The organism is Nonomuraea sp. NPDC048826, from assembly GCF_043198225.1.
In the GTDB taxonomy this organism is placed as follows: domain Bacteria; phylum Actinomycetota; class Actinomycetes; order Streptosporangiales; family Streptosporangiaceae; genus Nonomuraea.
This window is the reverse complement of sequence record NZ_JBICUQ010000004.1, coordinates 740,435-766,844: the sequence shown is the minus strand read 5'-3', so window position 1 is coordinate 766,844 and position 26,410 is coordinate 740,435. Positions and strand designations below refer to the sequence as shown.

The window sequence follows — 26,410 nt, the reverse complement described above, 5'->3', positions numbered from 1 at the left end:
AAGTGGTTACATGTAACCAAGTATTGGTACGATCGGTTCATGACCCGACCCGCATACGACGCCTGGGCCGCCTACCGCAGGCTGCAGCTGCTGGTTGACGTCGAGGTCGCCCGCGACCTGGAGAAGGAGTCGGGCCTGTCGATGCCCGACTACGAGGTGCTGTCCGCGGTGGCCGAACTGGCGAGTACGCAGATGTGCGTGCGGGTAGGCGGCCTGGCGGCTCGGTTGCAGTGGGCCCACGGCCGCCTGTCCCGCCAGCTGGGCCGTATGGAAGGCCGCGGGCTGATCGCGCGCGAGTCCTGCGAGCTGGATGGCCGGGGCGACGACGTTCTGCTCACCGAGGCCGGACGCCGGACGTATGAGGAGGCGACGCCTGCGCATCTGGCGTCGATCGACCGGCACTTCGGCAGAGCGCTGTCGGCGGGGCAGTTGGCTGCTCTTGTCGACATCGAGCAGGCCGTCTCCGCCGCGCGCCTGCCTTGACCTGCGAGGTGGACAGCGTCTTGTGCGTTGTGACCCGAGAGCCACTGTGCTCGCCCATGCGATGCGTACTTCCCTGTCTCATGGCCGGGCTACTCGTCGGCTGCGACAGGCGCGGCGGGTGCCTTTGCGGCCGTGGGTTGAAGACGGCGAGAGCGTGCGGACCGCCGGGCTGCGGTCAGCAGCAGCCCCGCCGAAATCAGGTCGACAGGCCAAGGTGCAGGCCCGAAGATCACACCGCACAGGACGGCGTTGATCGCCAATATCCATGCGATGAAGGGCGGAGGTATCATGCCTCGGCGGTCCAGCCACAGCACCATCAGGCCGATCACCACCTGTGGCGGGCCGAAGCTGCCGAAGGCCAGCCAGTATGCGCCGTGCGCCGGGCTCATCGCAGCGAGATCCTCGCCCCAGAGCCCCCTGCTGAACCACGCGTCGGCGTGATCCGGGGCGGTCAGGACCAGGCCGCCGATCGTGTGCCCGAGTCCTATCAGCAGAATGAGCCAGCCTGCCCATTTGACCATCTCAGCTCTCCGTCCTCGGCGGGATGGCCACGCGGACCGCTCGGTCCGGGCCGGGGTCGGGGGTGCTCGCGCTCACGGTAGGGGCGGTGTGGTCCCGCCAGGCCCGTTCCCACTGTCGGGTGAGGGCCGGATAGACGATCAGGTGGCGGAACGGGGCGATGGCTGCCATGTAAAGGCGTCCGAGCAGGCCGTTGGGCTTGACCAATGCCGCCATCCGCAGTTCGTGCTCGCCGTCGCGGGTCTCCACCCATCCGAGGTGACAGATCGTGTGCACGGTCCGGTTCGACAGTTCCATGGCGAACTCGTCGTCGAGTTCGTAGACGTTGGTGAAGGGGATGTCGTCGAAGTCGGGGCCGAGCGGTGCCTGGCGTAGGTCGGCGGGCAGGCGCTCGCGCAGGGAGGGCACGCGCGCGCCCACTCGCTGCTCGGGTTCGTCCCAGCCGAACAGGGCGCCCAGCTCCCATCGCGCGGCGAACAGGAGCCGGGCCAGGGTTGACTGGGCGACGGGTTCGCCGCTGGCCCGGAGGGCGGCGAGCATCGTGGCGAAGTCGTCGGGTCCGCCGCCGGGTGTGCGGAAGGCCCAGACGTCTTGCAGGTGGAAGTCGCGGGTGAGGTCGTGGATGCGCCAGGGGCGGCTGGTGTGTTCGGTGTCGGGCAGTCGTGTGGACATGACAGGGTGTCCTCCTGAATATACGCTTCCGTATAAGCCTAGTTATACGGGTGCGTACAACCGGATGCAAGGTGAGGTGGGCCACGATGGGCGGGCTGCGGACGCCACGCGAGAAGTGGGTGGAAGAGGGACTGCGAGCCCTGGCGCGGGGAGGCGTGGCCTCCGTACGGGTCGAGGCCCTGGCCAAAGCGCTCGGCGTGACCAAGGGCGGCTTCTACGGTTACTTCGCCGACCGGGAAGCCCTGCTGGCCGAGATGCTCGACGCCTGGGAGCGCGAGAGCGTCGACGACGTCCTGGAAAGGATCGAGCGCGAAGACGGTGATGTGCTCGACAAGGTCTGGCTGGCCGGGCAGCTCACCTTCTCCAGCGACCGCCTGCTGCCCATCGACCTGGCCGTCCGTGACTGGGCTCGCCGGGACCAGGACGTCGCCGAGCGCCTGCGCCGCGTCGACAATCGCCGCATGGACCTGCTGCGCGAGGCGATCGGCACGTTCTGCCAGGACCCCGACGAGGTAGAGGCGCGTAGCCTGCTTGCTTTCTGTGCGGCTATCGGCAGCCACTTCCTGGCCGCCGACCATGCCGGCCGCACCCGCGAGGATGTCATCGCCCGCGCCGCCGACCTCCTCCTCGACCGCCCACCGGGAAGTCGCAAAAGGTGACGACTCGCGGCCTTCGCCGGTGACGGTGTGGACGCCGGCCCAGCTGGGTGCCTTTCTGGACCACACGGCCACCGACGGGCTGTATGCGCTCCACCACCTGGTGGCGTTCCGGGTCTGCGGCGGGGTGAGGCGTGCGGCGCGCGGTGGGTGGACGGCGATCTGGAGGAGGTGACCCTCGCTACCGGGAAGCAGCTGTCGAAGAGGCACGGCTACCGGCCGGAACGCCCGAACTGTGATCTACTCAGCAGGTCCGATCACGGAAAGTGGCACACCAGAGTCTCCATCAATCCCGGCGCGGTTCAGTGTCTGTCGATTTCCGAAGTGGACTGCACGGATGATCGAGGTCCTCTGCACGAATTGTTGCCGGTGGGCGGATATGGTCACGTTCCGTAAGGCGCGGTCAGCGGCATGAGCGGGCGTCTGTGGATGGCACGCATGAGCAGGGCCTGCTCACTGCCGATCGCTTTTCTCGCCGGTCACCGCGTCGTCGTGGCCCACGAGCGTGGCCCTGCCGCTGCGGAGGTCGTGGTCGGCGCCGGGCGCGGCGAACTCCAGCAGCCGGGCGCCCTCGGCCTCGACCTCGGCGCGCTCGGTGGTGGCCAGCGGCCGGAACGGGTCGATCTCCAGAGTCGCTGATGCCTTGCCCAGATGGAGCTTCCAGGCGCCCGTCACTTGCCCGTCCACCAGGAAGGTGGCGCGCATCCCGTTGCGCGTCATGACCCGTTTGCGGTCCTGCTCCGAGATCACGCGGGTGCGGTCGGCGTGGGAGGCCAGGAGGTTGTCGTATTCGGGCAAGAAGCGAACCGGCGCGCGGGCGTCGGCGCCGGGGCGTGGCGCATCCGGCAGGTCGAACAGTTCCACCCCGTGCTCGTCGCGGAAGACCGCCAGTTGCGGCCGCAGCCTTTCCAGGACGGGACGCAGCCGGGTTCGGCCGGCCCATGTCTGCACGTCGGTGACCGAGGCCGGGCCGAACGCGGCGAGGTAGCGCAGCACGATGTGTTCGGAGTCGGCCGCGGGGGCGGGCTCGGCTCCGGTCCAGCCGGCCGCCGTCGCGTACCGGGTGGTGCCGCCGACGCCCCAGACGGCGCGTGGCGGCACCTGGACTAGCGGCACGAGGTTGCGCACTACGGTGGCGAGCGCGCGGGGCTCGTGATCGGGCCACCGCTCGTGCAGCGCCGCCCTGAGCTCCTTGGGGGTGAGGTGCCGTGCGTCGAGCAGCGCCCGGCCCGACTCCGCCACGGCCACACGGTCCAGACCGGTCAGGACCTTTTTGAACGCGGTGTCCAGCTCACGGTCGAGCGCGGGCTGCGCCCATGGCCGCAACGAGCGGTAGTCCGCCGTGGTGACCAGGTGGACGGTGCTGCGCATCAGCGCGACCCGCACCAGGCGGCGCTCAGTCAGCGTGTCCGCCAGGTCGGCGGTGCCGAACTTCCGCAACCTGCTCCAGAGCCCGAAGTAGGGCGCGTACGGCGCCTGCGCCTGCATGCCGACCAGCCGGGTGACCGCCTCCTCGGCGGTCGCGTCGGCCCGTTCCAGCAGCCACTGACGGGCCAGCAGGGCTCTGCCCAACTCCCGTCGCCCCAGCACCTGTGCCACTGTGCCGTCCTCTCCGTCCATCCGGCTGGGGCGGCGGATGCCGCTGCCCTCGTTGATCATCCGCCGAAGTCGGCCCGGTGATCTGCGGCCCACCGGGCGTAGGTGCGCGCGGGGTGCCCGGTGATCTGCTCGATGACGTCGTTGACCGGCGCGGGCTTGCCGACCGCCTGCGCCATGAGAGCGAACAGCGCGGCCAGGAACTCGGGGTCCATGAACTGGCTCATCTGCTCCAGCACAGGCTCCGGGTCGAGGTCCTCGACGGTGAGCGGGCGCCCCAGCGTCTCGCCGAGGATGCGGACCTGCTGTGCCTGGGTCAGCGACTCGGGGCCGGTCAGGTCGTAGGCCCGCCCCGCGTACCCGCCGCCGATCAGGATCCGCGCGGCCACCTCGGCGACGTCCCTCTCGTGCACGGCGCTGAAGGCCGCTTCGGTGTACGGCGCGCGAATGACGTCACCGCCCTGGAGCTGCATCGCGAACGTCAACGAGTTGATGGCGGGGAACAGCAGCCGCAGGAACGTCCACTCGATTCCGGACGCCTCGACAGCCCGCTCGACGTCGCGGTGGTACTGGGCGATCACGTCGGGCTGCCGCTCGGCGCCCGGGACGACCGCCCCCGAGGACAGGAACACCAGCCGCCGCACCCCGGCCCGGCCCGCGGCCGCCAGCAGCGGAGCGACATCCATCCCGTACTGCAGAACCAGGAAGGCGGCCTCGACGCCGGCCAGCGCCGCCGGCAGGGTCTCGGGCTTGGTCAGATCGCCCCGGACGACGTCGACTTCCTCCGGAAGCTCCGCCCGCTCCGGAGTACGGGTCAGCGCCCGCACCGGCGCACCCGCGGCGACCAGCTCCTCTACCGCCTGACGTCCGAAGTGAGCCGTGGCACCGATGACGAGATACATGGGATTTCCTTTCGTGCGAATACATAGGGTCTGAGGGGGGTCCGCCGACAACCGGCGGCGGATCAGCGAACCTTGCCGAAGAACTGCCGGATGTCGCCGACGAGCAGATCGGGGGCATCGTGCGCGGCGAAGTGGCTGCCCCGGTCATAGACGTTCCAGGAGAGGATGTTCGTGTGGTCGCGGTCGGCGAACGTCCGGATGGACTGGAAGTCCCAGGCGAAGTTGGCCAGGCCGAGGGGCACGGTGGTCGGCTCGGGCACGGAGGTGCCCCGGCCGTTCGACTTCTGTTGTACGGGGGCCGCCGCCGCGTCCTCGTAGTAGAACCGGGCGGCTGAGGCGGCCGTGTTGGTCAGCCAGTAGATCATCACGTTCGTGAGCACGAAATCCGGGTCGAGCGAAGCGCCGAGCAGCTGCGCGTGCCAGCCCAGCAGACCGGCCGGGGAGTCGGCCAGTGCGTGCGCCAGATTCTGCGGCTCGGTGGACTGGAGCTTGTCGTACGCACCACGGTTCTGGGTGAACCACTCGGCGAACGCGAGCTTGCCGCGCTCCTCCTCGGAGAGACCGGTCAGCTCGGCGGGGTCACCTGACGGGAAGGAGAAGACCTGCGTCACGTGCACGCCGCAGACGTGCCCGGGGTCAACCCGGCCCACCTCGGGCGAGATCAGCGACCCGCCGTCGTTGCCGACCGCGCCGTACCGGTCGTACCCGAGCCGGCGCATCAGCTCGGCCCAGGCCCGGGCCACCCGGTACCGGTCCCAGCCACGCTCCCGGGTCGGCCCGGAGAAGCCGAAGCCCGGCACCGACGGAATGACCAGGTGGAACGCGTCCGCCGGGTCGCCGCCGTGGGCCCGCGGGTCGGTGAGCGGGCCGATCACGTCCAGCCACTCGACCACCGAGGTCGGCCAGCCGTGGGTCAGGATCAGCGGCGTCGCGTCCGGCTCCGGCGACAGCACGTGCAGGAAGTGGATGTTCTGGCCGTCGATCTCAGTGGTGAACTGCGGGTACGCGTTCAGCTTCGCCTCCCAGGCCCGCCAGTCGTACCCCGTGCGCCACCGCTCGACCAGTTGCTTGACGTAGCCCACCGGGACGCCGTACTCCCAACCCGGCGGCACCGGGCCGACCGGCGCCGACTCGCTCGCGGGCAGCTCCTCCGCCCACCGGGTCCGGGCCAGCCTCTGCTGTAGATCGTCGAGCTCGGCCTGGGGGATGTCGATCCGGAACGGGGCGATCGTGCTGTCGTTCGTCATGGTCATCAGCGTAGGAACCAATTAGGTAAGAACCGTTCCTAATGAACGGGCAGACTCGAAGAATGTTGGAAACCTCGGCGCGGCTGCTGCGCCTGCTCTCGCTGCTCCAGACGCCCCGCGAGTGGACCGGCGCCGAACTGGCCGAACGGCTGTCGGTCAGCACCCGCACCGTCCGCAACGACGTGGAACGCCTGCGAAACCTCGGCTATCCGGTGCACGGCAACCGAGGCGCGGTAGGCGGCTACCGGCTCGGTGCCGGGGCCGCGCTGCCGCCGCTGCTGCTCGACGATGAAGAGGCGGTCGCGGTGGCGATCGGACTGCGCACCGCCGCCGGGGGCACGATCACCGGAGTCGAGGAGACCTCGCTGCGCGCGCTGGCCAAACTGGAGCAGGTGCTACCGACCCGGCTCCGGCGCCGTGTCAACGCCCTCCAGCGGTACGCCGTCGCGGTGCCGCGGGACGACCTGGGCCCGCGGGTGGACGCGGACACGCTGAGCGCCCTCGCCGCCGCCTGCCGGGATCACGAGCGCCTGCGATTCGACTACCGAAGCCACGACGGCTCCGAGAGCCGGCGAGAGGTGGAACCGTACCGGCTGGTCAACTGGGGACGCCGGTGGTACCTCGTCGGGTTCGACGTCGAGCGGAGCGACTGGCGGACCTTCCGGGTGGACCGGCTCCACCCACGCACCCCGACCGGTCCCCGATTCACCCCCCGCGATCTCCCCGAGGAAGCCGTCGACCAGGTACGCCGGGGTGTGTCGTCGGCCGCCTGGCGGTACCGGGCCCAGGTCGTCATACACGCACCGGCCGAACAGCTCGCCGAGCGGATCAACCCCGCCATCGGCACCATCACGTCGGTCGACGACACCCGCTGCCTGCTGGACACCGGCGCGGACAGCATCGAGGCGCTCGCCGTCCACCTCGGCCTGCTCGGCGTCGACTTCACCGTGACCGAACCCGCGGAACTCGTCGAACTCGTGCGTGCACTCGCCGGACGCTACCACCGCGCCACCGAGCCACGGCCGCAGGACACCTGAGCCATGCGGACGAGGCCGCCCGCCGCGGCTCCTGCCTCCATGCGGTTGCGCATCCGCCGATCGGCTACTTGGAGTGCGATGCCAGCGGTGTGGAGCGGCGATGATCCGCTTCGTTGAGCGGCACCCATCGTCTCCTGCCAAAGCTCGGCGCGACGGGTGCGGCTCTGTCCGCACCTCACCGTTGGTGCGGCACGCCGTGATCGACTGATACTGATGTTGGTTGGGGTACACCCCAACACCACACCCACCACTGCATCGAAAAACGTCAGGTTAGAGTCCTCCGCGCGGTTTCTTGACGCTTGTCCGTATCGTGCGGCTGCTGACCGGCAAGGGGGTGCGGGTCGAGTCATCTCTGAGGTCTGAACTGACGGTGGCGGCCTAAATGATCTACCGCGATACACGATCCGTACACACGAGCAACCACCGAGCAACCAGCCATGATCAACAATGAGATCCGAGGTCGGCGAAAACCGAGAAACCCCAGGTCGAACACGGTATTGGTGAGTAGGGCGGGTGGGACTTGAACCCACGACCCACGGATTATGAGTCCGATGCTCTGACCGGCTGAGCTACCGCCCCTGGAATTGAGTTGTGCGCATCGACAAGGCTAAAGCATGGTGTGCGCCCCCGCCCCGTTCGATACCTCGCACATCATTCCACGTCGAGCCCCCTGCGGGGAGACTGGGACGATCATTCTTCCCAGAGCGGACGGGATCGCGGTATGTCGGTCAGGCTGGTCTACGAGACGCATGCCACGACGGTGGACAACGAGCGGGGGATCGCCACCGGGCATCTGCCTGGGGAGTTGTCGGCCGTGGGGCGGGAGCAGGCGCGGGAGCTGGGGGAGCGGCGGAGGGGCGTGGAGGTGGTCTACGCCTCGGACCTGGGACGGGCGGTGGAGACCGTGGAGCTTGCCTTCGGCGGGGTGCGGGAGGTCAGGTTCGACGCCAGGTTGCGTGAGTGTGACTACGGGGATCTCACCGGGCGGCCGGTGCGGGAGCTGGCGCCGTTGCGAGTGCGGCACATCGACGTGCCGTGGCCGGGCGGGGAGAGCTACCGGCAGGTGGTGGCGCGTACGGCGGCCTTTCTCAGGGACGTGCGCAGCGATCTGAATGACGTGCGGGATGGCTTGCGGGGCGTGCCGGATGTGGGGGATGGCTTGCGGGGCGTGCCGGATGTGCGGGATGGCTTGCGGGTCGAGGCGGGTGGGCCGGGCGTGCCGGATGTGGGGGACGGACCGGGCGTGCGGGAACCGGGTGATGCGTCCGCACGGTGGCAGGGCCGCACCGTGTTGGTGGTCGCGCATGCGGCCAACCGGTGGGCCCTGCTGCACCTGCTGGCCGGGACGCCGCTGGAGGAGCTGGTGACGGCTCCGTTCCAGTGGCGTCCCGGGTGGGAGTTCGAGCTCGAAGCGGGATAGGGGTTACGGGCGGTTGAAGCCCAGGGTGTACGAGCCGGAGCCGCTGTAGGCGTGGACGCGGTAGCGGTAGTAGCCGGCGCTGCCGTTGTAGGTGATGGTCTCGTCGGAGCCGGGGGTGATGCCCTGGGCCACGGTGCTCCAGGAGTAGCCGTTCCACCTCTGAAGGTAGAGGTCGAAGTCGGTGCCGTCAGGGGCGTCGAGGCAGGCGCTGTGGTTGCCGGACGTGGTGGTCTGGAAGTACGAGCCGTTCGGCTGGTAGACGCTCTGGCCGGAGCTCAGCGAGCCGGTGTGGGTGGACTGGTAGTTCTGGCAGCCGGTGGGCGGGTCGGGGTCGCCGCCGCCTCCGCTGGTCACCAGGGTCAGGCCGCCCACGGAGATGATCTCGCCGATGGGCTGGAAGTACGTGGTGCCGCCGACGCTGCAGTTGCCGGAGCCGCCGGAGGTCATGCCCTGGGCCTGGTCGCCGGAGATGAAGGCGCCGCCGGAGTCGCCGGGTTCGGCGCAGACGGAGGTGCGGGTGAGGCCGGAGACGGTGCCCTGCGGGTAGTTCACGGTGCTGTTGAGCGCCTGGACGGCGCCGCAGCGCCACTGGGTGGTGGAGCCGGAGCGGCACACGGAGCCGCCGGGCTGGGTGACGGTGGCGCCGCGCACCGGGAGGATGCCGGCCGAGTAGCCGTTGACGACGCCGGCGGCGGTCCAGTCGGCGTTCGTCGCGACCCAGGCGTAGTCGTTGCCGGGGAACGACGAGATCTGGAAGGTGCCCTGCGCCACGCGGTTGTAGCCGGTGGTGGAGGCGCCGGTGGAGCCGCAGTGGCCGGCCGTGGTGAAGCCGAGCTGGGTGCCGCGGCGTGCGGCGAACCCTACGGAGCAGCGCGAGGACGAGATGTAGTAGGCGTCGCCGCCGCGGATCTCGTAGAAGAGCTTGGGCCGGTCAGCCGAGTCGGCGATCTTGACGGCCTCGGTGTCCACGCCGGCGCTCTTGGCCCAGGCGATGGCGGCGTCCTGGTCGGCGGTCTGGACGACGACCGCGTTGTCGGCCGGGGAGACCGACCAGCTGTGCACGGTGTCCGGGGCCGCCGTCTTGTCCAGGCCCTCCTTCACCGCGTTGAGCTGGGCGAGCGTGCGGGGCACGATGCGGGGCTCGGCGCCGGCGCTCTTGATCGCGGCGGCGTCGGCCTGGCTGACGCTGGCGGTGACGAGTTTGCTCTCCGCGCCTTCGAACCAGGTGCCGGCGTAGCGGTCGCCGAGGCGCTTGGCCAGGGCGGGGGCGGCCTGGTTGCCGCGGGTCTCGTTGGCGATCCTGGTGACGGCCTGCTTCTCGCTGATGCCGAGGTCGCGTTCGATGGCGTCGATCACGCCTTTGGGGGGTTCGGCCGCACCGGCGGTCGTGGCGGTGGCGACGGCCGGGGTGGCCGTCACGACTAACGCGCCGATCGCGATGGCGATCATGGCTGGAGTTCGGAGCATGGGGTGTCTCCTCGCTGTGGCTGGGGGGTGCCGTCAACGTACGCGGGGGGCCGAAGGCCGAGGAGTACCAGTTCGGCCCTACCACGGTGTTATGGCGCTGTGCCGAACGCGGGATTGCGCGCCAGCCAGTCGTGATAGACGGGGCTGCGCCGTACCGCCTCCCGGTGTGTCTGTTTGGCCTGGAGGAGCACCCAGGCGGCGTCGGGCGCGGCGGGGTGGCGGCCGAGGAGCTGCCGCCAGCGCAGCGGCGCGTTCTTCAGCGGCACCACCACCATGCCGGCCGCGGGCTGGTGGGTGGCCTGGCAGAGCACCACCGCCCGGCCCACGGCGGCCAGGTGCACGCAGGTGGCCACGTCGGTCTCGTAGATGGTGCCCGGGGTGAACCCGGCCCGCGCGCACGCCATGGCGAAGCAGTCGTTGAAGCAGCCGTCCCCGGGCGTGACGGCCCATTGCTCGTCGGCCAGGTCGGCCAGTTCCACCTCCTTCTCCACGGCGAGCGGGTGGTGCTCGGAGAGCAGGGTGAAGACCGGGTCGAGGCTGATCGTCTCCCAGGCCAGCGTGCCCGCGGGGGTGCCGTTGTCGCCGCACGCGCCGGTGAGCACGTAGTCGAGGCGGCCCAGCTCGACCATGGTGGTCAGTTCGTGCGCCGACCAGCTGGTGTAGGTGCTGACCTGTCGTTCGGCGGCCAGGCGGTGCACCAGGCCGCCGAGTATCGGGCCGTTGGTGGCGCCGATGCGGTAACCGGGGGAGGGGGCGTGCGCGAACCGTACCGCCTCCTCCTGGAGTTCCTTGGCGGCGGGCAGCAGCACCCGGGCCCGGGCGAGCACCAGCTCGCCCAGGCGGGTGGGGCGGGCGCCGTGCCGGTCGCGCTCGAAGAGCGCGCCGCCGAGCATCCGCTCGATGCGCTTGAGCTGGGCGGTGAGGGCGGGCTGGGCCAACCCGAGCATGGAAGCGGCTTTGCTGACACTTCCTGCGTCCGCGACGGCGCGGACGATCTTGAGGTGCCTGAGCTCGAGGTCCATAACGGGAAGGTAAGGCGGTCCAATCTCCCAAACAATGCCTATGTGTCAGGAAATATGACAGATATTGTTGAGCGTCTTCTGGGGTAGGGGCAAGCCCATGACGATGATGGGAATCGACCCGGCCACCCTGAGCGACGAAGACCTGCTGCGCGAGCTGCGGCAACTCCACACCACCCGCACCGACACCTTCCTGCACGGCTCCGACGACGCGCTGGCCCGGCACACCTCGCGCACGAACGAGCTGGAGTCCGAATACCTGCGCCGCTACCCGGCGCGCGAGGTCGACCCGAACCGGCTGCGCGAGGGAGCGAGGGCACGCTGATGGACCGGGAACACGACGTGCAGGCGCTGTCCGACGTCGACATCCACGTGTACGAGGCGGTCGCCGGTCAGGCCGTGGAGCACGGCTCCATCGGTCTGGGCGAGCTGGTGCACAGCACCGGCCTGCCCGGCGAGGAGGTGCGGGAGAGTCTCGAACGGCTGATCGGCCAGGGGTACGTGCGCGTGACCGGGGAGGGGTACGCGCTCGGGCCGCACACCTTCGGCGTCTGGCGCTGATCCGCCGAGGCAGGCCGGGGACGGGATGATCCGGCTTCCGGCGCGTACTGTCGAGGGGTGGACGTCGCAGACCTGACCCCCGCGCAGGCGCGCGAGCGCTTCCGCGGCGGGGAGCGCGCGCCGACGGCGGGCTGGTGCAGGGGCTGGACCCAGGCCAACCTGATCGCCGTCCCCAAGGAACTGGCCTACGACCTGCTGCTGTTCGCGCACCGCAACGCGCAGGCGTGCCCGCTGCTCGACGTCGGTGAGCCGGGCGCGGTGCGCACCCGGCTGTTCCCCGGCGACCTGCGCACCGACCTGCCCGGCTACCGCGTCTACCGCGACGGCCGGGCCGTCGCCGACACCGCCGACGTGGTGTCGGAGTGGCGGGACGACCTGGTGCCGTTCCTGCTCGGCTGCAGCTTCACGTTCGAGGCGGCGCTGCTGGCGGCCGGTGTGCCGATCCGGCACCTGGAGCAGGGCGTGAACGTGCCGATGTACCGGACGAACGTGCCGTGCGAGCCGTCGGGCCCGCTGGCGGGGCCGCTCGTGGTGTCGATGCGGCCGGTGCCGGAGCCGCTGGTGGCCACCGCGATCGAGGTGAGCGGGCACTACCCGATGGTGCACGGCGCGCCCGTGCACGTGGGCGACCCGGCCGTGATCGGCGTCGCCGACCTGGGCAGCCCCGACTTCGGCGACCCGGTGGAGGTGCGGGCGGGGGAGGTGCCGGTGTTCTGGGCGTGCGGGGTGACGCCGCAGGCGGCGGTGATGGCCAGCGGCGTGGAGTTCGCCATCGGTCACCTGCCGGGGCACATGGCGATCATCGACGCGCGGGATGAGGACTATCGAGAGACATAGCCAGATATTTCCCGGTATGGGTGGAGGCTTCGGCCAGCTCCGCCGGGGTGCCCTCGAACACCACCCGCCCGCCGTGCCGCCCCGCCTCCGGCCCCAGGTCGATCACCCAGTCGGCGTGCTTCACCACGTCGAGGTCGTGTTCCACCACGATCGCCGTGTTGCCGCCCCCGACCAGCCGGTCGAGCAGCGCCAGCAGCCGGTCGACGTCGGCCGGGTGCAGGCCGGTGGTCGGCTCGTCGAACACGTACACCTGACCGGTCTCGTGCAGCCGGTGCGCCAGCTTGAGCCGCTGCCGTTCGCCGCCTGACAGCGTGGTCAGCGCGCGCCCCAGCGTCAGGTGGCCCAGCCCCAGCTCGCCCAGCCGGTCCAGGCCCGGCAGGGCGTAGTCGCGTACGGCCTCGTCGGCGGTCAGCGCCAGCACCCCGGCGATGTCGCGCCCGGCCAGCCGGTACGAGAGCGCCCGGGGGTTGTAGCGGGTGCCGCCGCAGGCGTCGCAGACGCGGGTCACCGGGTCCATGAAGGCCAGGTCGGTCCGGATCTCGCCGCGCCCCTCGCACGCCGGGCAGGCGCCCGCCGCGTTGGCGCTGAACCAGGTGGCCGGCACCCCGTGGGCGGTCGCGAACAGCTTGCGCAGCCGGTCCATCGCCCCCAGGTAGGTGGCGACGGTCGAGCGGGGCGAGGCGCGCACGGCCGACTGGTCGACCAGCACCGTGCCGGGATGACGGGCGGGCAGCTCGCGGGTCATCAGCGTGCTCTTGCCCGAACCGGCCACGCCGGTCACCGCCGTCAGCACGCCCAGCGGCACCCGGACCGTCACGTCCCGCAGGTTGTGGGCGCGGGCGCCGTCGATCGCCAGCCACCCCGACGGGGCGCGCACCCGCTCCTTGAACCCGCGCGCCCGCCGCAGCGCCCTGCCGGTCAGCGTGTCGCCGAGACCGGCCGGCGGGCCCTGGTAGACCACCCGCCCGCCCTCGGCGCCCGCGCCCGGCCCCAGGTCGACCACGTGGTCGGCGAGAGCGATCACGTCGCGGTCGTGCTCCACCACGAGCACCGTGTTGCCCTTGTCGCGCAGCTCCCGCAGCAGGTCGCCGAGCAGGCGCACGTCGCGCGGGTGCAGGCCGACGGTGGGCTCGTCGAAGACGTACGTCAGCCCGGTGAGGCTGCTGCCCAGGTGGCGCACGGTCTTCAGGCGCTGGGCCTCGCCGCCCGACAGCGTCGGCGTCTCCCGGTCGAGGCTGAGGTAGCCGAGCCCGATCGCGTCGATGCGGCGCAGCGCCTCCGCCGCCGCCTCGGCCACCGGGTCGGCCTGCCCGGCCAGCACGCCGATCAGGTCGGAGATCTCCATGGCGCAGTAGTCGGCCAGGGTGTGCCCGCCGACGCGGGAGGCCAGCGCCGCCGCGTTGAGCCGCCGGCCGTCGCACGCGGGGCAGACGCGCTCGCGCACCACCTCGCGGGCCGCCCGGTCGAGCGACTCGACGTCGCGGTGCAGGTGGACGCGGTCGAACCGGGTGATCACGCCTTCGTAGTCATGGGCGCGGCCGTCGCGCTCGACCTTGAGACCGCTTCCGTACAGCAGCAGGTCGAGCTCCCGTGCGGTGTAGTCGCGCAGCGGCTTGTCCGGGTCGAACAGCCCCGAGCCGGCGTAGAGCCCCCACACGTAGCCGCCGACCGCGTACGGCCGGAGCGCGCCCTCCGCCAGCGACAGGTCGACGTCGACCAGCCGGTCGACGTCGACCTCTGTCTTCCGCCCCAGGCCGTGGCACTCCGGGCACATGCCCGACGGATCGTTGAACGAGTAGGCCGTCGCCGGGCCCGCCGAGGGCTCGCCGCGCCGGGAGAACAGCACCCGCAGCATCGGGTGGATCTCGGTCATCGTGCCGACCGTGGAGCGGGCGTTGCCCGCCACCGGCCGCTGGTCGACGACCACCGCGGCGGTCAGCCCGGACAGCCGCTCGGCGCGCGGGCGCTCGCGCTTGGGCAGCCGGTTCCTGATGAACGCGGTGTAGGTCTCGTTGAGCTGGCGCTGCGACTCGGCGGCGATGGTGTCGAACACCACCGACGACTTGCCCGAGCCCGACACGCCGGTGAACACGATCAGCCTCTCCTTTGGCAGCCGCAGGGAGACGTCGCGGAGGTTGTTCTGCCGGAGTCCGGTGAGCACGATCTCGCGGGACATGGCTCTCCTTCATAGCTTCAGCTACTACCTATAGCCTAAGCTACATGCCATGGCTGACATTCCCGATCGGAGGGCCCGCCGGCGGGCGGAGACGCTGGAGGAGATCCTGGCCATCGCCCTGGAAGTGATGGCCGAGGAGGGCGTGGCCGGGCTGAGCCTGTCGGCCGTGGCCAGGCGGCTCGGCATCCGGCCGCCGTCGCTCTACAAGTACTTCCCGTCCCGGCACGCCGTCTACGACGCGCTGTTCGAGCGCGGCCAGCGGGCCTATCTGGAGGCGGTGCGGCGGGGCGCGGCGGGCCGGGAGCCTGGCCTGACCGCGATGGCCGACTCGCTGGAGGCCGGCGCGCGGTGGGTGATGGCCAACCAGGCGCTGGCCCAGCTGCTGTTCTGGCGGCCGGTGCCCGGCTTCGAGCCCTCGGCGGAGGCGTACGCGCCGGCCCTGGCCGTGCACGACCACTTCACCGCGCTGACGGCGGCCGCGATCGAGCGCGGCGAGCTGCACCCCGACGCCGCGAGTGAGGAAGGGCAGGCCCTCGGCTCCAGCCTGATCGCCGGCCTGCTGTCGCAGCAGCTCGCCAACGAGCCGGGCGCCGCGTTCGAGGAGGGGCGGTTCACCCGGTGGGTGACGCGTCTGCCCGCGGTGCTCGCGGCGCTATACCCGCCGCGGTGAGCTGCGCCTCCAGCGGCGCCGCCCCGCGCCGGTTGTCGATCTCCAGGTGCGGCACGGCGGGCGGCTCGTCCACCATGATCCGGGCGAGGTACGCGTCGAACGCCGCCAGCTTGCCCGCGTCCCTGGGCAGGCCGCGGGCCGTCAGCCGCTCGCGCAGCGTCGCTGCGTCGGAGCGGACCCACACCAGCCGCACCGGCGGGCCGCCCAGCTCCGTCACCCAGCGCTCCCAGCGCGCCGCGTCGTGCACCTGCCCGGTGAACGGGCCGTCGAGCATGACGGGACAGCCGTGCTCGCGGATCCGCCGGGCCGTCGCGGTCATCCCGGCGTATTCGTGCCGCTTGACGTGCTCGTCGTACCACGGGCCCTCGCGCTCGCCGTGCGGCCTGCCGTGAGCGGCCAGCACCTCGGCGACCAGCCCGCCGTACAGCGTGTCCTTGTCGAGCAGGGCCGGCACCGGCCACAGGCGGGCGAGCAGCGCGGCGGCGACCGTGGACTTGCCCGCCCCCGGCGGGCCGCTGACGACCCAGATCATGGACCCAGTCTGGCAGGCGGGTCAGGCCGCTCCGCCGGTCAGCCAGCGCAGCGGGTTGTCGCGGGTGATCGCGCGCAGCGTCTCTGCGGGGACGCCGGCCTCGCGCAGCCTGGGCAGCAGCTCGCCGGACAGGTGCCCGTACCCGGGGCCGTCGTACTTGCGCAGCTGGGCGACGCGGCTGACGCCGCTGCTGAGCAGCAGGCGCTCCGCGTGGCCCTCGCGGACGAGGTCCAGCGCCACGGCCGCCGCCCGCTCGGCGCCCATGCCGATCGAGCCCAGGCTCACGTACGCGCCGGTCTCGGCGATCTTGCGGGCCACGGCCGGGTCGGTGCCGGCGTACCCGACGGACACCCGGGAGGGCGCCAGGCCCTCGATCATCAGCAGTTCCAGCATGCCCAGCCCGTCCTGGCCGCACGTGGCCACCGACAGGCGGGAGGCCAGCGCGGCCCGGGCGGCGGCGACCAGGGCGCGCTCCTCGGCCGGGGTGGGGCGCGGGCCCCAGCAGCCGACCTCGCCGATCACGCCGGGGAAGACGCCGGTGTCGTCCAGGCCGTTGAGGATGTCGGCCATCAGCAGGCCGGTGAGCGTGTCGGCGTCGGCGTCGCGGACGCCGGGAAGGCGCCCGGAGAACGGGCCGGTGGACAGGCCCGTGGCGGCGATCACCGGGACGCGGCTGCCGGCGGCGATCCTGGCCAGCGCGGTGGCGTCGCGGCCCATGCCCAGCGAGGTGAGTTCCACGACCAGGCCGAGCGGGTCCTCGCCGGTGCGCAGCGCGCGGAGTTCGGTGATGACCGCCTGCTCCTCGTCCAGCCAGCGGTACGGGTCGGAATCGACGCCTACCGCCCAGCGGGTGTCGGTGCGGAGGTGTTCGTGGGGGAGTACGGCACCGGTGATCGCGGCCGTCAGAACGGGGCCGGTGGCGGTGCGGAGCATGACCTCGGGCATGCTCTACAGTATTCGAAAAAAGCCCGGGATTTCCTGCTTTGTCACTAGATTTTACCGTATGACGGGTTTGGTGGCCGTACCAGGAGTAGTCCGCATTTGGTCACGCGCCCCGGTGGGCCTACCCGTATCCTGGTGAACACACCGACTGTCCGGGGGGACCGTGCCGACGCAGAGATCCGAGACGGGGGACGCCGACCTCATGAAGGAAGAGGCCGAGCGTCGCTCCAGCATCCCCCGCCGTCGCGGCCTTCATGGCTGGCTCGACGGCATCAGGGCCACGCGCACCGGCGCGATGACGCTCAAGATCGTGATCGGCGTGATCGGCACCGTCATGGTGATCGGCGGCCTGATCATGGTGCCGTTCCCCGGCCCCGGCTGGCTCGTCGTGTTCGCCGGGCTGGCGGTGCTGTCGACCGAGTTCCACTGGGCGCACAAGCTGCTGGGGTTCGGCCGCCGCACCCTGCACGCCTGGACCGAGTGGTACAAGCGGCAGGGCTGGACCGTGCGGATCATCGTGGCGATCGTGACCCTCTGCGCCATGGGCGTGATCATTTACCTCAGCATGCTCACGTTCGGCGTGGACGTCATCCAGGTGGCCAGGCAGTTCGTGCTCTCGTGAGCCGTCAGAGGTAGAGGCCGGTGCCGTGGTCGGTCTCCTGCGTGGCCACGGCGTGCAGGTCGCGCTCGCGCATCACCAGATAGGTCTGCGCGCGCAGCTCCACCTCGAACTGGTCCTCAGGGTTGAGCAGCACCTTGTCGCCGACCCGGACCGAGCGCACGTTGGCCCCGACGCCGCAGACCTCGCCCCACGCGAGCCGGTTGGCCATCTTCACCGTCGCCGGGATGACGATGCCCGATCCGCTGCGCCGCTCCTCGGTGTCGCGCTCCAGCCGGATCATCACCCGATCGTGCAGCATCTGAATCTCGAACTTCGGCTCTTCCACGGGGCAAGTTTACGTCCGCCGGATCAGGGGTCATTCCACGGCGGGCAGGGTGAGCACGGCCGAGACCGGGTGGTGGTCGGTGCCCCTGAGCGCGTGCACGGCGAAGGAGCGGACGCCGACGCGGGCGTCCGCCAGGACGTGGTCGATGGCCACCCCGGGGACCGGGCCCCAGCCGCCCTGGGGCCACGTCGTGCGCAGGCCGTGGCCGGTGACGTCGGCGGCGTCCCGGTAGCCGCTCGCCAGCAGCTCGCGCATGAGCAGGTGGTCGAGCGTGGCGTTGAAGTCGCCGGCCAGCACCCGCAGCGTCCCGCCGGCGCGGGGGAGCGCCTCCAGCCCGGTCCGCCAGCAGGGCTGCCGGCCGTACCGCTTGGGCGCGCACGGATGCACCGAGACCAGATCGACCCGCGCGCCGCCCGGGTGCGCGAGCTCCGCGCGAGCCTGGCCGAACCGGCCGTGCTCGATCGCCTCGCCGGGGACGAGCGGGTGCCGCGCGTACAGCGCCGAGCCGCCGACTCCGCTCCTGGGGCGGGTGACGGCGTACGGGAGCGCCTCCCGCAACCCGGCCTTCTCCAGTCGTTCCATGGCGCCGGGGGTCAGCTCCTGCAGCGCCAGCACGTCGGGCCGGACCCGGGACACCAGGGCCATCAGCTCGCCGGTGTCGGCCGACCCGACCATCAGGTTGGCCGCCAGCACCCGCAGCGGTGTGCCTGCCGCCGCCGGGCCGCCGTCGGCCACCGCCCGGGGGACCACGGCGCAGCTCAGCGCCACCGTGGCGGCCAGCGCCAGCACGGCCGCCGCCCGCCTGCGCAGCAGCGCCGCCAGCACCAGCCCGGCCGCCGCCGCGGCCGTCGCGTGCGGTGTCATCGCCACCGCCGGCACCCACGGCCAGTCCGGCTCGAATCCCGACAGCCGCAGCGCGGCCCACGCCGCCGACAGCCCCGCCACGCCCCATGCCGCCGTACTCGCCGCCGTACTCGCCGCCGCACTCGTCACAGGTCTCACAACTCTGTATCGTCCCGACTCCCGGCACGAGTTCACCACGAGCCACGGCATTCCGGACATGAGACAGTGTGCGCATGCGCGACGTGGAAACCAGGGTCCTGGACGCCATCGACGAGTCAGAGGCAGTCAACCTGCTGGCCGAGACCGTCGGCGTGCCCAGCATCACCGGCACCGACGCCGAGTCGGAGCTGCAGCATCACTTCGCCGGCCTGCTGACCGAGGCCGGCATGGACGTGGACGTGTGGAAGCTCGACCTCGACGACCTGCGCGGCCGCGACGGGTTCCCCGGCACCGAGGCGCCGCGGGTCGAGGGGTACGGGGTGGTCGGGGTGACCGGCGGCGACGGCGTCCCGGCGCTGGCCCTCCAGGGCCACGTGGACGTGGTCCCGGTCGGCGACCTGGCCAAGTGGCAGGGCAGCGACCCGTTCGCCGCCCGCATCAGCGGCGACGTCCTGCACGGCAGGGGAGCCTGCGACATGAAGGCGGGCCTGGTCGCCAACCTGGCCGTCGCGCGGGCCGTCCACCGGTCCGGGATCAAGCTCACCCGTCCGCTGGCCGTGCACTGCGTGGTCAGCGAGGAGGACGGCGGGCTCGGCGCGTTCGGCACCCTGGCCAGGGGCCACACCGCCGAGGCGGCGGTGATCACCGAGCCGACCAGCGGCAAGGTGATCACCGCCAACGCGGGCGCGCTCACCTTCCGGCTGGAGATCGCGGGCCGGGCCGCGCACGGCGCCGCCCGCCTGGAAGGGGTCAACGCCGTCGAGGTGTTCTGGCCGGTGTTCGAGGCGATCAGGCGGCTGGAGGCCGAGCGCAACCGGGACGTCCCGGCCGTGTTCGACGGCAACCCGCTGCCGTACCCGATCGAGATCGGCACCGTGCGCGCGGGCGACTGGGCGAGCACCGTGCCCGACCTGCTGGTCGCCGAGGGCCGGCTGGGGGTGCGGCTGGACGAGGACCCGGCGGCGGCGCGGGCCGCGTTCGAGGAGGCGGTGCTGTCGGTCGCGCACCCGTGGCTGCGGGCGCACCCGCCGGCGGTGACCTGGCCGGGCGGTCAGTTCGCCAGCGGCAGGCTGCCCGCCGGGCACCCGCTGCTCGACGAGGTCAGGCGGGCGGCCGCCGACACCAGCGGGGCCACGCTCCCCGAGGCCGCGGCCCCGTACGGGAGCGACCTGCGGCTGTACTCGGGCGGCGGGATCCCGACGCTGCACTACGGCCCCGGCGACGTGCGCTTCGCGCACGCGCCGCGCGAGCAGGTGGCGGTGCCGGAGTTCCTGGACGTGATCCGCGCCCTGGCCGTGCTGGCCGTGCGCCGCTGCGCGCCCTGACGATCCCCGTGCCGGGTCACGCGGGAGACGTGACCCGGCGGCGGGACTCGGGGACGATCAGCGGGGTGCCCGACTGCGGGTCCTGGATGATCTCGCAGCGCAGCTCGAATACCTGCTCGACCAGCTCGGGGGTGACGACGTCCGCCGGGTGGCCCTCGGCCAGGACGCTGCCGTCCCGCATGACGATCAGGTGGGTGGCGTAGCGGCAGGCCTGGTTCAGGTCGTGCAGCACGGCCACCATCGTCCGGCCGGCCTCGTGCAGGTCGGCGCAGAGGTCGAGCACCTCGATCTGGTGCGAGATGTCGAGGAACGTGGTCGGCTCGTCCAGCAGCAGGATCGGCGTCTCCTGGGCCAGCGCCATGGCCAGCCAGACCCGCTGGCGCTGGCCGCCCGACAGCTCGTCCACGATCCGGTCGGCCAGCTCGGTCACGTCCGTGGCGCGCATCGCCTCGGTGACGGCCGCCTCGTCGGCCTTCGACCACTGCCGCATCAGCCGCTGGTGCGGGTAGCGGCCGCGCGCCACCAGGTCGGCCACGGTGATGCCGTCGGGCACGATCGAGCTCTGCGGCAGCAGGCCGAGCCGCCGCGCCACCTCCTTCGACGGCAGCGAGGTGATGACGCTGCCGTCGAGGTGCACGGCGCCCTTCTTCGGCTTGAGCATCCTGGCCAGGGCCCGCAGCAGGGTGGACTTGCCGCACGCGTTCGGGCCGATGATGACGGTGAACGACTGGTCGGGGATGGACACGGACAGCTCGCTGGCCACGATCCGCTGGTCGTAGGCGAGGGTGAGGTCGGTGCCTGACAGACGGGCGGTCATCAGTAGCGGTCCTTTCGCAGCAGGAAAGCCAGGTACGCGCCGCCGATGGCGGCCGTCACCACGCCCACGGGCAGCTGGACGGGGGCCAGCAGGCGCTGGGCGATCAGGTCGGAAGCGGTCAGCAGCACGGCGCCCATGAGCGCCGAGGAGGCGAGGGTGACGCCGGGGGAGCGGGTCAGCCGGCGGGCGAGCTGCGGCGAGGCCAGCGCGACGAACATGACCGGCCCGGCGGCGGCGGTGGCCACCCCGCACAGCAGCACGCCCGCCACGATCGCGGCGGCGCGCACCGCCTCGACCTTGATGCCCATGGCCCGGGCCGCGTCGTCGCCCATCTCGATCATGCGCAGCGGCCTGGCCACGTACGCGCAGAGCGGCAGCAGCAGTGCCAGCGCGACGCCGACCGGGATCGCGTGGTCCCAGCCGCGCCCGCTCAGGCTGCCGGTCAGCCAGGCGGCGGCGGTGGCCGCGTCGTAGATGTTGGCCCGGGTCAGCAGGTAGGAGTTGGCGGCCAGGAGCAGGGCGTTCGCGCCGATGCCGACCAGGACGAGGCGGTAGCCCTGCACGCCCCGCCGGTACGACAGCGCGTACACCAGCACGGCGGTGATCACGCACCCGGCCAGCGCGCCCCCGGCGATGACCGCGGCCGAGCCGCCCGCGATCACGGCCAGGATCCCGCCCGACGAGGCCCCGGCGGTGAAGCCGATGAAGTCGGGGCTGCCGAGCGCGTTCCTGGTGAGGCTCTGGAAGATGGCCCCGCTCAGCCCGAACGCGGCCCCCACCAGCAGCCCGGTGGCCACCCGCGGGGCGCGCAGCTGGTTGACGATCAGCTCGGCGACCGGGGTGCCGTCGCCGGTGAGCGCGGCCAGGATGTCGGGCACCGGCACGGTGAACTCACCCGTCGAGATCGCCGCCACCGCCACCGCGCACGCGATCAGCAGCAGCATGACGGTGACGGCGAGCGCGCGCGGCGCCAGCCGGATCGACCAGGGGCCCAGGCGGACGTTCATAGCGCGGCGATCCTCCTGCGCCGGGCCATCAGGATGAAGATCGGCGCGCCGATGGCCGCGCACATGATGCCGACCTGCACCTCGCCCGGCCGGGCGATCAGCCGTCCGGCCACGTCCGCGCCGAGCAGCAGCACCGGTGCCACCAGCGCCGAGTACGGCAGCACCCACCGCATGTCCTGGCCCACCACCGCGCGCACCGCGTGCGGCACCGCCAGCCCGATGAACCAGAGCGGCCCGGCCGCCGCCGTCGCCGACCCGCACAGCAGCGTCACGGCCACCGCCGTCTGCGCGCGGGTGCGGCCGACCGCCACGCCCAGCGCGCGGCCGGCCTCGTCGCCCAGCGACAGCATGTTGAGCGGACGGCCCAGGAACAGCCCCAGCGCCAGCCCGGCCACCAGGAACGGCGCCAGCCGCAGCGCGGTGTCGGCCGTCTGCCCGGCCAGCGAACCGGTCAGCCAGAACCGCATCCGGTCATAGGTCTGGGAGTCGATGCGCAGGATGGCCGAGGAGATGGCGGTGAACACCATGCCCACCGCGATGCCCGCCAGCGCGAGCCGTACCGGCCCTCCTCCGGTCCGCCCGGACGCGCCGAGCGCGTACACCACCACCGAGGCGCCGGCCGCGCCGGCGAACGCGAACCACACGTAGACGGCCGGGTCGGAGAGCCCGAACAGCCCGAGCGCGAGCGTGACGCCCAGCGCGGCGCCCTCGTTGATGCCGAGGATGCCGGGGTCGGCCAGCGGGTTGCGGGTCAGGCTCTGCATGAGTGCGCCGGCCAGGCCGAGCGCCGCGCCGACGCCGATGCCGAGCAGCGTGCGCGGCACCCGCAGCTCCCTGATGACCGTGTGGTCGCTGGACCCGTCGGGGGCCAGGAACGCGTCCAGGGCCGCCGTCAGCGGCATCGCCCGGGCGCCCAGCGCGACACTGGCCAGCGCCACCAGGACGAGCAGCGCCAGGGCCAGGAGCAGGCCCGCGGCGAGCACGGCCTGTCTGCGGCGGCGTCGCGACGGCGGCTCGCCGTCACCGGGCACGGGCCCGGGGGCCGGTCCGGCGACAGGCCCCGTGTGCTCAGCCGGACGCACCCGACCCCCTCTCCTCACCATCAAGCTTAGGCAAGGCTAATCTAAAGCCTCGATAGCGAGGCAAGCCTAACCTTAGGGAGTGGTCATGTCGGGACCGGTCATGGCTCGACGGGGATTCTTCGCCGCGACGGCAGGTCTGGCCGCCGCCGTCACGCTCGCCGCGTGCGGCGGGGGCGGCGGGGGCGGCACGGCCGCCCCGGCAGGATCCGCCGAACCCGCCGCATCCCCGGCCGCGCAGGCCTGGACGTTCACCGACGACCGCGGCAAGAAGCTCGAACTGGACAAGACCCCCACCAGGATCGTCGCCCAGGTCGGCGCCGCCGCCGCCCTGTGGGACTTCGGCGTCCGCCCGATCGGCGTCTTCGGCCCGCACAAGCTCCAGGACGGCAGCAGGGACCCGCAGGCCGGCAACGTCGACATCACCAAGGTCACCGGCCTGGGCAACGTGTGGGACGAGTTCAACGTCGAGCAGTACATCAGCCTGCAGCCCGAGCTCCTGGTCAGCAGCATGTACGAGAACGGCACGCTCTGGTACGTGCCCGAGAAGTCCAAGGACACCATCGAGCAGGTCGCCCCCACCGCCGGCATCATGCTCACCGGCAAGACCGCCACCGAGGTGATCGGCACATACGAGGAGCTCGCCAAGTCGCTCGGCGCCGACCTCGCGGGCGTGCCCGAGGCCAAGGCCCGCATGGAGGCCGCCACCAAGGAGCTGGCCGGGCTCAAGGACCTCAAGATCCTCATGATGTCGGGCGGCGCCGACCAGATGTGGGTGGTCAACCCGCCCGAGTACGCCGACATCCGCCACCTCGTCGACAACGGCCTCGACATCGTGGTGCCCGACAAGGTCGACGAGGGCGGCTTCTTCCAGACCCTCAGCTGGGAGAACGCCGACGCCTACGACGCGGACGTGATCCTGTACGACACCCGCACGCAGGCGCTCAAGCCCGAGGAGATGATGAAGAAGCCGACCTTCGCCGAGCTCCCCGCGGTCAAGGCGGGGCAGCTCTACCCGTGGCGGGCCGAGGCGCCCTTCAGCTACGCCGGCTACGCCGACTTCCTGGAGGAGCTCGTGGCCAACCTGAAGAAGGCTAGTAAGCTCCCCTGACCTCGACGATCTCGGCGAGGGGGAACTCCAGGTAGTCGCCCGCCTCCTCGCACCAGGCGTCGAGCGCGCCGCCGCGCAGCTCGCCGTGGCTGATGGTGGCGGTCAGGCCGCCCGTCAGCGTGATGCCCGCGCGCACGCCCCGGTCGACCACGAAGCCGAGCAGCGACTGCTGAGCGGTGGGCAGGCGGGTCGCCATCCGGCCGATCACGGCCCAGGTGCGGCCGTTGCGCTCGCCCGCCCTGTGGCTCTCGGCGATCAGGCGCTCGGCGTGCTCGTGCGGGTCGGGCGCCGGCTCGGCGATCACCGGGACGACGTCGGACAGCTCGGCCACCTGCCCGCCGGGCAGCAGGATCAGCTTGCCGTTCCTGGGCTCCTCCGCGCGGGTGCGGCGGATCGCGATCTCGCCGGTGTCGGCGATCGGCACCGGCGCGTATCCCGCCTCGCGCAGCACGGCGAGCGTGCGCTCGGCGTCGGCGGCGGCGATCAGCACGGTCGGCGCGAGCAGCCGCAGCCCGAGCCGCGACAGCCGCCGGTGGGCGGCGATCTCGGCCAGCAGCGCGGGGTCGGAGGCCTGCACCACGCAGCCGACCGTGGTCACCGTCACCTCGCCGTGCCGGCGGGCCACGTCGTGCACCAGGTAGTCGAGCGGCTGCGGGACGGCGCCCACCTCGGCCAGCTCCTCCAGCAGCTCGTCAGCGTCGTAGCCGCGGTCGAGCGCGCGGCGCACGCTCTCGGTGGTGAACCGCCACACCGAGGCCGCGCCCCGCGACTCGCGCTCGGCCACCCGGTCGAGCAGCTCGGCCAGCTCCGCCGACGGCGGCCCGGTCACCACCGCGGTCAGGTCGGGGCCGAACAGGGCGCTCCTGCGCACGCTGGCGAGCGCCCGGGTGGACGCCTCCACCAGCGCGGGGTCGTGCTCGACCAGCGGCGCGGCGTCGTCGCTCTCGCTGCCCGCGCCGGCCGCCAGCCCGGCCAGCGCCCGGCCGAGGTCGGTGAGCGCGTCGTGGGCCACCAGGCCGAGCAGCCGCGACTCCTCGACCACCGCGGAGGCGCACCGGTCGAGCAGGTCGCGGTCGACCAGCGGCGCGTGCCAGTGGACGTTCGCCACCAGGCTCTCGTGGTCGGCGAAGGCCGTGCCGGACGGCAGCCGCAGCAGCGCCGGCAGCACGGCGTGGCGGATGCGGGCCATCGCCGCGCCGCTCTGGTCGTCGCCCAGGACCGTGCCGTAACGCCCGTCGGTCTTGCGCAGGGACGAGCGTTCCATGCGCCACCACGCCGACAGCAGCACCCGCAGCCGCGCCGCGCCCTCGTCGAGCCGCCAGCGATCGAAGCGCTCGGTGGGCACCAGGCCGCCGGACTCCTCGTCCCAGGCGAGCAGCCGCGCCACCGCGCAGATCTCCAGCAGCAGCCGGGTCTCGTCCTCGTCGCAGCCGGTCTCCTTGGCGATCCTGCGCACCTCGCGCACGCCCACGCCGCCGGTCTTGAGCAGCGGCAGCGGTGTCTTGGAGGTGTTGTCGAGCAGGGCCGCGCAGCGCTCCACCACGTGCGGCGCGGCCAGTGTCATCAGGTGGTCGACCTCCTCGGGGTCGACCGGGATCGTGGCCACCTCGGGCGGCCGCGGCGTGAACGGCGGGTGATAGCCGGGGCCGCGCCGGGACAGCGCCACCTCGCGCGGGATCTCGGCGACGTTCCAGCTCGGCCGGTAGAGCAGGCCGTGGTCGGCCGCCCACTTCTCCGGCGTGCCCCGGGTGACGAACCGGCCGCCGTCGACCTCGCGCACGGGGCCGTGCCAGGCGAACTCGTCGAGCAGCTCGGCGGCCCCGGCCGGGGCGTGGCGCAGCAGCGTGTCGAGGTGGTCCTCGTCGGACAGCGCCTCGCTCACCCGCAGGATCGTGCGGCGCTTGCTGGAGTGGGGCGGCAGGCCCAGGTTGCGGGCCAGCGCGCGGAGCGTGTCGCCGCTGATCGTCCAGGAGTTGAGATAGTGGTCGAGCGGCTCGCCCAGGCCGAGCGGCGAACTCCAGTAGCGGGTCACGGCCTCGGCCAGGCGGATCTCGCCGTCGCTCGCGGGGCAGGCCAGCGCGTGGTCGTAGAGATGGTCGAGCCACCGCTCGACCTCGGCGCGCGGCGCGGCGAGGAAGTCGGCCAGCCGCTCGGCGGTGGGCCGGGTCAGGACCAGGCACGCCTCGGCGAGCTGCAGGCAGGGCAGGGGGAGAGCGCGCAGCGCGGCCATCACCGCGAAGCCGTTGCTCAGCCGCTGGGCCAGCGTGTCGAGCCGCCGTGGCCAGGGCGCGGCGAGGGCGTCAGGCCGGTGCGTCAGGACGCGGGCGAGCCTGTCTTCGTCGAGGGTCCTCAGCCAGCCGAGCAGGTGATCGTCCATCGGTCAGCA

General features: G+C 72.2%; 27 protein-coding genes and 1 tRNA gene. 11 read left to right on the top strand and 17 right to left on the bottom strand.

The window, feature by feature from the left end; genetic code table 11:
- Positions 1-39 precede the first annotated feature (39 nt).
- On the top strand, positions 40-483 hold the full coding sequence (locus ACGFI7_RS18100; protein ID WP_393405573.1) for a MarR family winged helix-turn-helix transcriptional regulator: 444 nt from the start codon (positions 40-42) through the stop codon (positions 481-483).
- A gap of 89 nt (positions 484-572) precedes the next feature.
- On the opposite strand, the gene ACGFI7_RS18095 is transcribed toward ACGFI7_RS18100, so the two are convergent.
- The gene (locus ACGFI7_RS18095; RefSeq protein WP_393405571.1) at positions 573-1,004 is read right to left on the bottom strand and encodes a DUF6463 family protein; all 432 of its coding nucleotides are present in this window, start codon (positions 1,002-1,004) and stop codon (positions 573-575) included.
- 1 nt (position 1,005) lies between these two features.
- Positions 1,006-1,674 (bottom strand): DUF2867 domain-containing protein, encoded by a 669-nt coding sequence (locus tag ACGFI7_RS18090; RefSeq protein WP_393405569.1) that lies wholly within the window; start codon positions 1,672-1,674, stop codon positions 1,006-1,008.
- Between the two features lie 86 nt (positions 1,675-1,760).
- Here ACGFI7_RS18090 and ACGFI7_RS18085 point away from each other — a divergent pair, with 86 nt between their 5' ends.
- Positions 1,761-2,333, top strand: coding sequence for a TetR/AcrR family transcriptional regulator (locus tag ACGFI7_RS18085; RefSeq protein ID WP_393405567.1), 573 nt, complete (start codon positions 1,761-1,763; stop codon positions 2,331-2,333).
- A 450-nt stretch (positions 2,334-2,783) separates the two neighbouring features.
- Here the strand turns inward: ACGFI7_RS18085 and ACGFI7_RS18080 are convergent, their stop codons facing one another.
- From ACGFI7_RS18080 to ACGFI7_RS18070, 3 genes are all read right to left on the bottom strand, one after another.
- The gene (locus tag ACGFI7_RS18080; RefSeq protein WP_393405565.1) at positions 2,784-3,989 is read right to left on the bottom strand and encodes a winged helix DNA-binding domain-containing protein; all 1,206 of its coding nucleotides are present in this window, start codon (positions 3,987-3,989) and stop codon (positions 2,784-2,786) included.
- A complete protein-coding gene (locus ACGFI7_RS18075) occupies positions 3,986-4,828 on the bottom strand; it encodes an NAD(P)H-binding protein (protein WP_393405563.1) in 843 nt (280 codons plus the stop codon). Before ACGFI7_RS18075 ends, ACGFI7_RS18080 begins: the two co-directional genes overlap by 4 nt.
- Positions 4,829-4,890: 62 nt before the next feature.
- Positions 4,891-6,081 (bottom strand): epoxide hydrolase family protein, encoded by a 1,191-nt coding sequence (locus tag ACGFI7_RS18070; RefSeq protein WP_393405561.1) that lies wholly within the window; start codon positions 6,079-6,081, stop codon positions 4,891-4,893.
- Between the two features lie 56 nt (positions 6,082-6,137).
- Here ACGFI7_RS18070 and ACGFI7_RS18065 point away from each other — a divergent pair, with 56 nt between their 5' ends.
- Entirely contained in the window at positions 6,138-7,112 is a 975-nt protein-coding gene (locus tag ACGFI7_RS18065) for a helix-turn-helix transcriptional regulator (RefSeq protein WP_393405559.1), read from the top strand.
- Positions 7,113-7,617: 505 nt separating this feature from the next.
- Here ACGFI7_RS18065 and ACGFI7_RS18060 read toward each other — a convergent pair.
- A tRNA-Ile gene (locus tag ACGFI7_RS18060) sits at positions 7,618-7,691 on the bottom strand.
- A 142-nt stretch (positions 7,692-7,833) separates the two neighbouring features.
- Between ACGFI7_RS18060 and ACGFI7_RS18055 the strand changes: the two genes are divergently transcribed.
- Entirely contained in the window at positions 7,834-8,532 is a 699-nt protein-coding gene (locus tag ACGFI7_RS18055; RefSeq protein ID WP_393405557.1) for a histidine phosphatase family protein, read from the top strand.
- 3 nt (positions 8,533-8,535) lie between these two features.
- On the opposite strand, the gene ACGFI7_RS18050 is transcribed toward ACGFI7_RS18055, so the two are convergent.
- Entirely contained in the window at positions 8,536-9,999 is a 1,464-nt protein-coding gene (locus ACGFI7_RS18050; RefSeq protein ID WP_393405555.1) for an alpha-lytic protease prodomain-containing protein, read from the bottom strand.
- Positions 10,000-10,088: 89 nt separating this feature from the next.
- Positions 10,089-11,021: a LysR family transcriptional regulator gene (locus tag ACGFI7_RS18045; protein ID WP_393405553.1), complete on the bottom strand. Its 933-nt coding sequence runs from the start codon at positions 11,019-11,021 to the stop codon at positions 10,089-10,091.
- Between the two features lie 97 nt (positions 11,022-11,118).
- Between ACGFI7_RS18045 and ACGFI7_RS18040 the strand changes: the two genes are divergently transcribed.
- The 3 genes from ACGFI7_RS18040 to ACGFI7_RS18030 are packed head-to-tail and all read left to right on the top strand — an operon-like array spanning position 11,119 to position 12,416.
- On the top strand, positions 11,119-11,343 hold the full coding sequence (locus tag ACGFI7_RS18040; protein WP_393405551.1) for a DUF6158 family protein: 225 nt from the start codon (positions 11,119-11,121) through the stop codon (positions 11,341-11,343).
- A complete protein-coding gene (locus ACGFI7_RS18035) occupies positions 11,343-11,579 on the top strand; it encodes a hypothetical protein (RefSeq protein ID WP_393405549.1) in 237 nt (78 codons plus the stop codon). The genes ACGFI7_RS18040 and ACGFI7_RS18035 overlap by 1 nt, the downstream gene beginning before the upstream one ends.
- Before the next feature lie 57 nt (positions 11,580-11,636).
- On the top strand, positions 11,637-12,416 hold the full coding sequence (locus tag ACGFI7_RS18030; protein ID WP_393405547.1) for a putative hydro-lyase: 780 nt from the start codon (positions 11,637-11,639) through the stop codon (positions 12,414-12,416).
- Here ACGFI7_RS18030 and ACGFI7_RS18025 read toward each other — a convergent pair.
- Entirely contained in the window at positions 12,379-14,592 is a 2,214-nt protein-coding gene (locus ACGFI7_RS18025) for an ATP-binding cassette domain-containing protein (protein ID WP_393405545.1), read from the bottom strand. The two genes, ACGFI7_RS18030 and ACGFI7_RS18025, sit on opposite strands and share 38 nt — an antisense overlap.
- Before the next feature lie 49 nt (positions 14,593-14,641).
- Between ACGFI7_RS18025 and ACGFI7_RS18020 the strand changes: the two genes are divergently transcribed.
- A complete protein-coding gene (locus ACGFI7_RS18020; RefSeq protein WP_393405543.1) occupies positions 14,642-15,262 on the top strand; it encodes a TetR/AcrR family transcriptional regulator in 621 nt (206 codons plus the stop codon).
- Here the strand turns inward: ACGFI7_RS18020 and ACGFI7_RS18015 are convergent.
- Positions 15,204-15,794, bottom strand: a complete 591-nt coding sequence (locus tag ACGFI7_RS18015) for an AAA family ATPase (protein WP_393405541.1) — start codon at positions 15,792-15,794, stop codon at positions 15,204-15,206. The genes ACGFI7_RS18020 and ACGFI7_RS18015 overlap by 59 nt on opposite strands.
- A 21-nt stretch (positions 15,795-15,815) precedes the next feature.
- On the bottom strand, positions 15,816-16,739 hold the full coding sequence (locus tag ACGFI7_RS18010) for an aryldialkylphosphatase (RefSeq protein ID WP_393405539.1): 924 nt from the start codon (positions 16,737-16,739) through the stop codon (positions 15,816-15,818).
- A 160-nt stretch (positions 16,740-16,899) separates the two neighbouring features.
- On the opposite strand from ACGFI7_RS18010, the gene ACGFI7_RS18005 reads away from it, so the two are divergent.
- Positions 16,900-17,358, top strand: a complete 459-nt coding sequence (locus ACGFI7_RS18005; RefSeq protein ID WP_393405537.1) for a TIGR02611 family protein — start codon at positions 16,900-16,902, stop codon at positions 17,356-17,358.
- A gap of 4 nt (positions 17,359-17,362) precedes the next feature.
- Here the strand turns inward: ACGFI7_RS18005 and ACGFI7_RS18000 are convergent, their stop codons facing one another.
- Positions 17,363-17,683 carry a GroES family chaperonin gene (locus ACGFI7_RS18000; RefSeq protein ID WP_393405536.1) on the bottom strand — a complete coding sequence of 107 codons (321 nt, stop codon included), beginning with the start codon at positions 17,681-17,683 and terminating at the stop codon, positions 17,363-17,365.
- Positions 17,684-17,713: 30 nt separating this feature from the next.
- Positions 17,714-18,676, bottom strand: a complete 963-nt coding sequence (locus ACGFI7_RS17995) for an endonuclease/exonuclease/phosphatase family protein (protein WP_393405534.1) — start codon at positions 18,674-18,676, stop codon at positions 17,714-17,716.
- Positions 18,677-18,759: 83 nt separating this feature from the next.
- Here ACGFI7_RS17995 and ACGFI7_RS17990 point away from each other — a divergent pair, with 83 nt between their 5' ends.
- Positions 18,760-20,010, top strand: a complete 1,251-nt coding sequence (locus ACGFI7_RS17990; protein ID WP_393405532.1) for an ArgE/DapE family deacylase — start codon at positions 18,760-18,762, stop codon at positions 20,008-20,010.
- 16 nt (positions 20,011-20,026) lie between these two features.
- On the opposite strand, the gene ACGFI7_RS17985 is transcribed toward ACGFI7_RS17990, so the two are convergent.
- From ACGFI7_RS17985 to ACGFI7_RS17975, 3 genes are read right to left on the bottom strand one after another with little or no spacing between them, the layout of a single operon-like run.
- Complete coding sequence (locus ACGFI7_RS17985; RefSeq protein WP_393405530.1) at positions 20,027-20,827, bottom strand: ABC transporter ATP-binding protein; 801 nt, start codon at positions 20,825-20,827, stop codon at positions 20,027-20,029.
- Positions 20,827-21,834 carry a FecCD family ABC transporter permease gene (locus ACGFI7_RS17980; RefSeq protein ID WP_393405528.1) on the bottom strand — a complete coding sequence of 336 codons (1,008 nt, stop codon included), beginning with the start codon at positions 21,832-21,834 and terminating at the stop codon, positions 20,827-20,829. The genes ACGFI7_RS17985 and ACGFI7_RS17980 overlap by 1 nt, the downstream gene beginning before the upstream one ends.
- Positions 21,831-22,916 carry a FecCD family ABC transporter permease gene (locus ACGFI7_RS17975; RefSeq protein WP_393405526.1) on the bottom strand — a complete coding sequence of 362 codons (1,086 nt, stop codon included), beginning with the start codon at positions 22,914-22,916 and terminating at the stop codon, positions 21,831-21,833. Before ACGFI7_RS17975 ends, ACGFI7_RS17980 begins: the two co-directional genes overlap by 4 nt.
- Before the next feature lie 100 nt (positions 22,917-23,016).
- Here ACGFI7_RS17975 and ACGFI7_RS17970 point away from each other — a divergent pair, with 100 nt between their 5' ends.
- Positions 23,017-24,024, top strand: coding sequence for an ABC transporter substrate-binding protein (locus ACGFI7_RS17970; protein ID WP_393405524.1), 1,008 nt, complete (start codon positions 23,017-23,019; stop codon positions 24,022-24,024).
- Here ACGFI7_RS17970 and ACGFI7_RS17965 read toward each other — a convergent pair.
- Positions 24,008-26,401, bottom strand: coding sequence for a helicase-associated domain-containing protein (locus ACGFI7_RS17965; RefSeq protein ID WP_393405522.1), 2,394 nt, complete (start codon positions 26,399-26,401; stop codon positions 24,008-24,010). The two genes, ACGFI7_RS17970 and ACGFI7_RS17965, sit on opposite strands and share 17 nt — an antisense overlap.
- Positions 26,402-26,410: the final 9 nt, after the last annotated feature.

Excerpts from the sequence above, each read along its gene's own strand:
- ACGFI7_RS17990 (WP_393405532.1), top strand. The coding sequence starts at position 18,760 with ATGCGCGACGTGGAAACCAGGGTCCTGGACGCCATCGACGAGTCAGAG.
- ACGFI7_RS17970 (WP_393405524.1), top strand. The coding sequence starts at position 23,017 with ATGGCTCGACGGGGATTCTTCGCCGCGACGGCAGGTCTGGCCGCCGCC.
- ACGFI7_RS17980 (WP_393405528.1), bottom strand. The coding sequence starts at position 21,834 with ATGAACGTCCGCCTGGGCCCCTGGTCGATCCGGCTGGCGCCGCGCGCG.
- ACGFI7_RS18095 (WP_393405571.1), bottom strand. The coding sequence starts at position 1,004 with ATGGTCAAATGGGCAGGCTGGCTCATTCTGCTGATAGGACTCGGGCAC.
- ACGFI7_RS18070 (WP_393405561.1), bottom strand. The coding sequence starts at position 6,081 with ATGACCATGACGAACGACAGCACGATCGCCCCGTTCCGGATCGACATC.
- ACGFI7_RS18050 (WP_393405555.1), bottom strand. The coding sequence starts at position 9,999 with ATGCTCCGAACTCCAGCCATGATCGCCATCGCGATCGGCGCGTTAGTC.
- ACGFI7_RS17985 (WP_393405530.1), bottom strand. The coding sequence starts at position 20,827 with ATGACCGCCCGTCTGTCAGGCACCGACCTCACCCTCGCCTACGACCAG.
- ACGFI7_RS18080 (WP_393405565.1), bottom strand. The coding sequence starts at position 3,989 with ATGATCAACGAGGGCAGCGGCATCCGCCGCCCCAGCCGGATGGACGGA.
- ACGFI7_RS18025 (WP_393405545.1), bottom strand. The coding sequence starts at position 14,592 with ATGTCCCGCGAGATCGTGCTCACCGGACTCCGGCAGAACAACCTCCGC.
- ACGFI7_RS18010 (WP_393405539.1), bottom strand. The coding sequence starts at position 16,739 with ATGCCCGAGGTCATGCTCCGCACCGCCACCGGCCCCGTTCTGACGGCC.
- ACGFI7_RS18090 (WP_393405569.1), bottom strand. The coding sequence starts at position 1,674 with ATGTCCACACGACTGCCCGACACCGAACACACCAGCCGCCCCTGGCGC.
- ACGFI7_RS18055 (WP_393405557.1), top strand. The coding sequence starts at position 7,834 with ATGTCGGTCAGGCTGGTCTACGAGACGCATGCCACGACGGTGGACAAC.
- ACGFI7_RS17965 (WP_393405522.1), bottom strand. The coding sequence starts at position 26,401 with ATGGACGATCACCTGCTCGGCTGGCTGAGGACCCTCGACGAAGACAGG.
- ACGFI7_RS18100 (WP_393405573.1), top strand. The coding sequence starts at position 40 with ATGACCCGACCCGCATACGACGCCTGGGCCGCCTACCGCAGGCTGCAG.
- ACGFI7_RS18040 (WP_393405551.1), top strand. The coding sequence starts at position 11,119 with ATGACGATGATGGGAATCGACCCGGCCACCCTGAGCGACGAAGACCTG.
- ACGFI7_RS18045 (WP_393405553.1), bottom strand. The coding sequence starts at position 11,021 with ATGGACCTCGAGCTCAGGCACCTCAAGATCGTCCGCGCCGTCGCGGAC.
- ACGFI7_RS18015 (WP_393405541.1), bottom strand. The coding sequence starts at position 15,794 with ATGATCTGGGTCGTCAGCGGCCCGCCGGGGGCGGGCAAGTCCACGGTC.
- ACGFI7_RS18075 (WP_393405563.1), bottom strand. The coding sequence starts at position 4,828 with ATGTATCTCGTCATCGGTGCCACGGCTCACTTCGGACGTCAGGCGGTA.
- ACGFI7_RS18085 (WP_393405567.1), top strand. The coding sequence starts at position 1,761 with ATGGGCGGGCTGCGGACGCCACGCGAGAAGTGGGTGGAAGAGGGACTG.
- ACGFI7_RS18065 (WP_393405559.1), top strand. The coding sequence starts at position 6,138 with ATGTTGGAAACCTCGGCGCGGCTGCTGCGCCTGCTCTCGCTGCTCCAG.
- ACGFI7_RS18035 (WP_393405549.1), top strand. The coding sequence starts at position 11,343 with ATGGACCGGGAACACGACGTGCAGGCGCTGTCCGACGTCGACATCCAC.
- ACGFI7_RS18020 (WP_393405543.1), top strand. The coding sequence starts at position 14,642 with ATGGCTGACATTCCCGATCGGAGGGCCCGCCGGCGGGCGGAGACGCTG.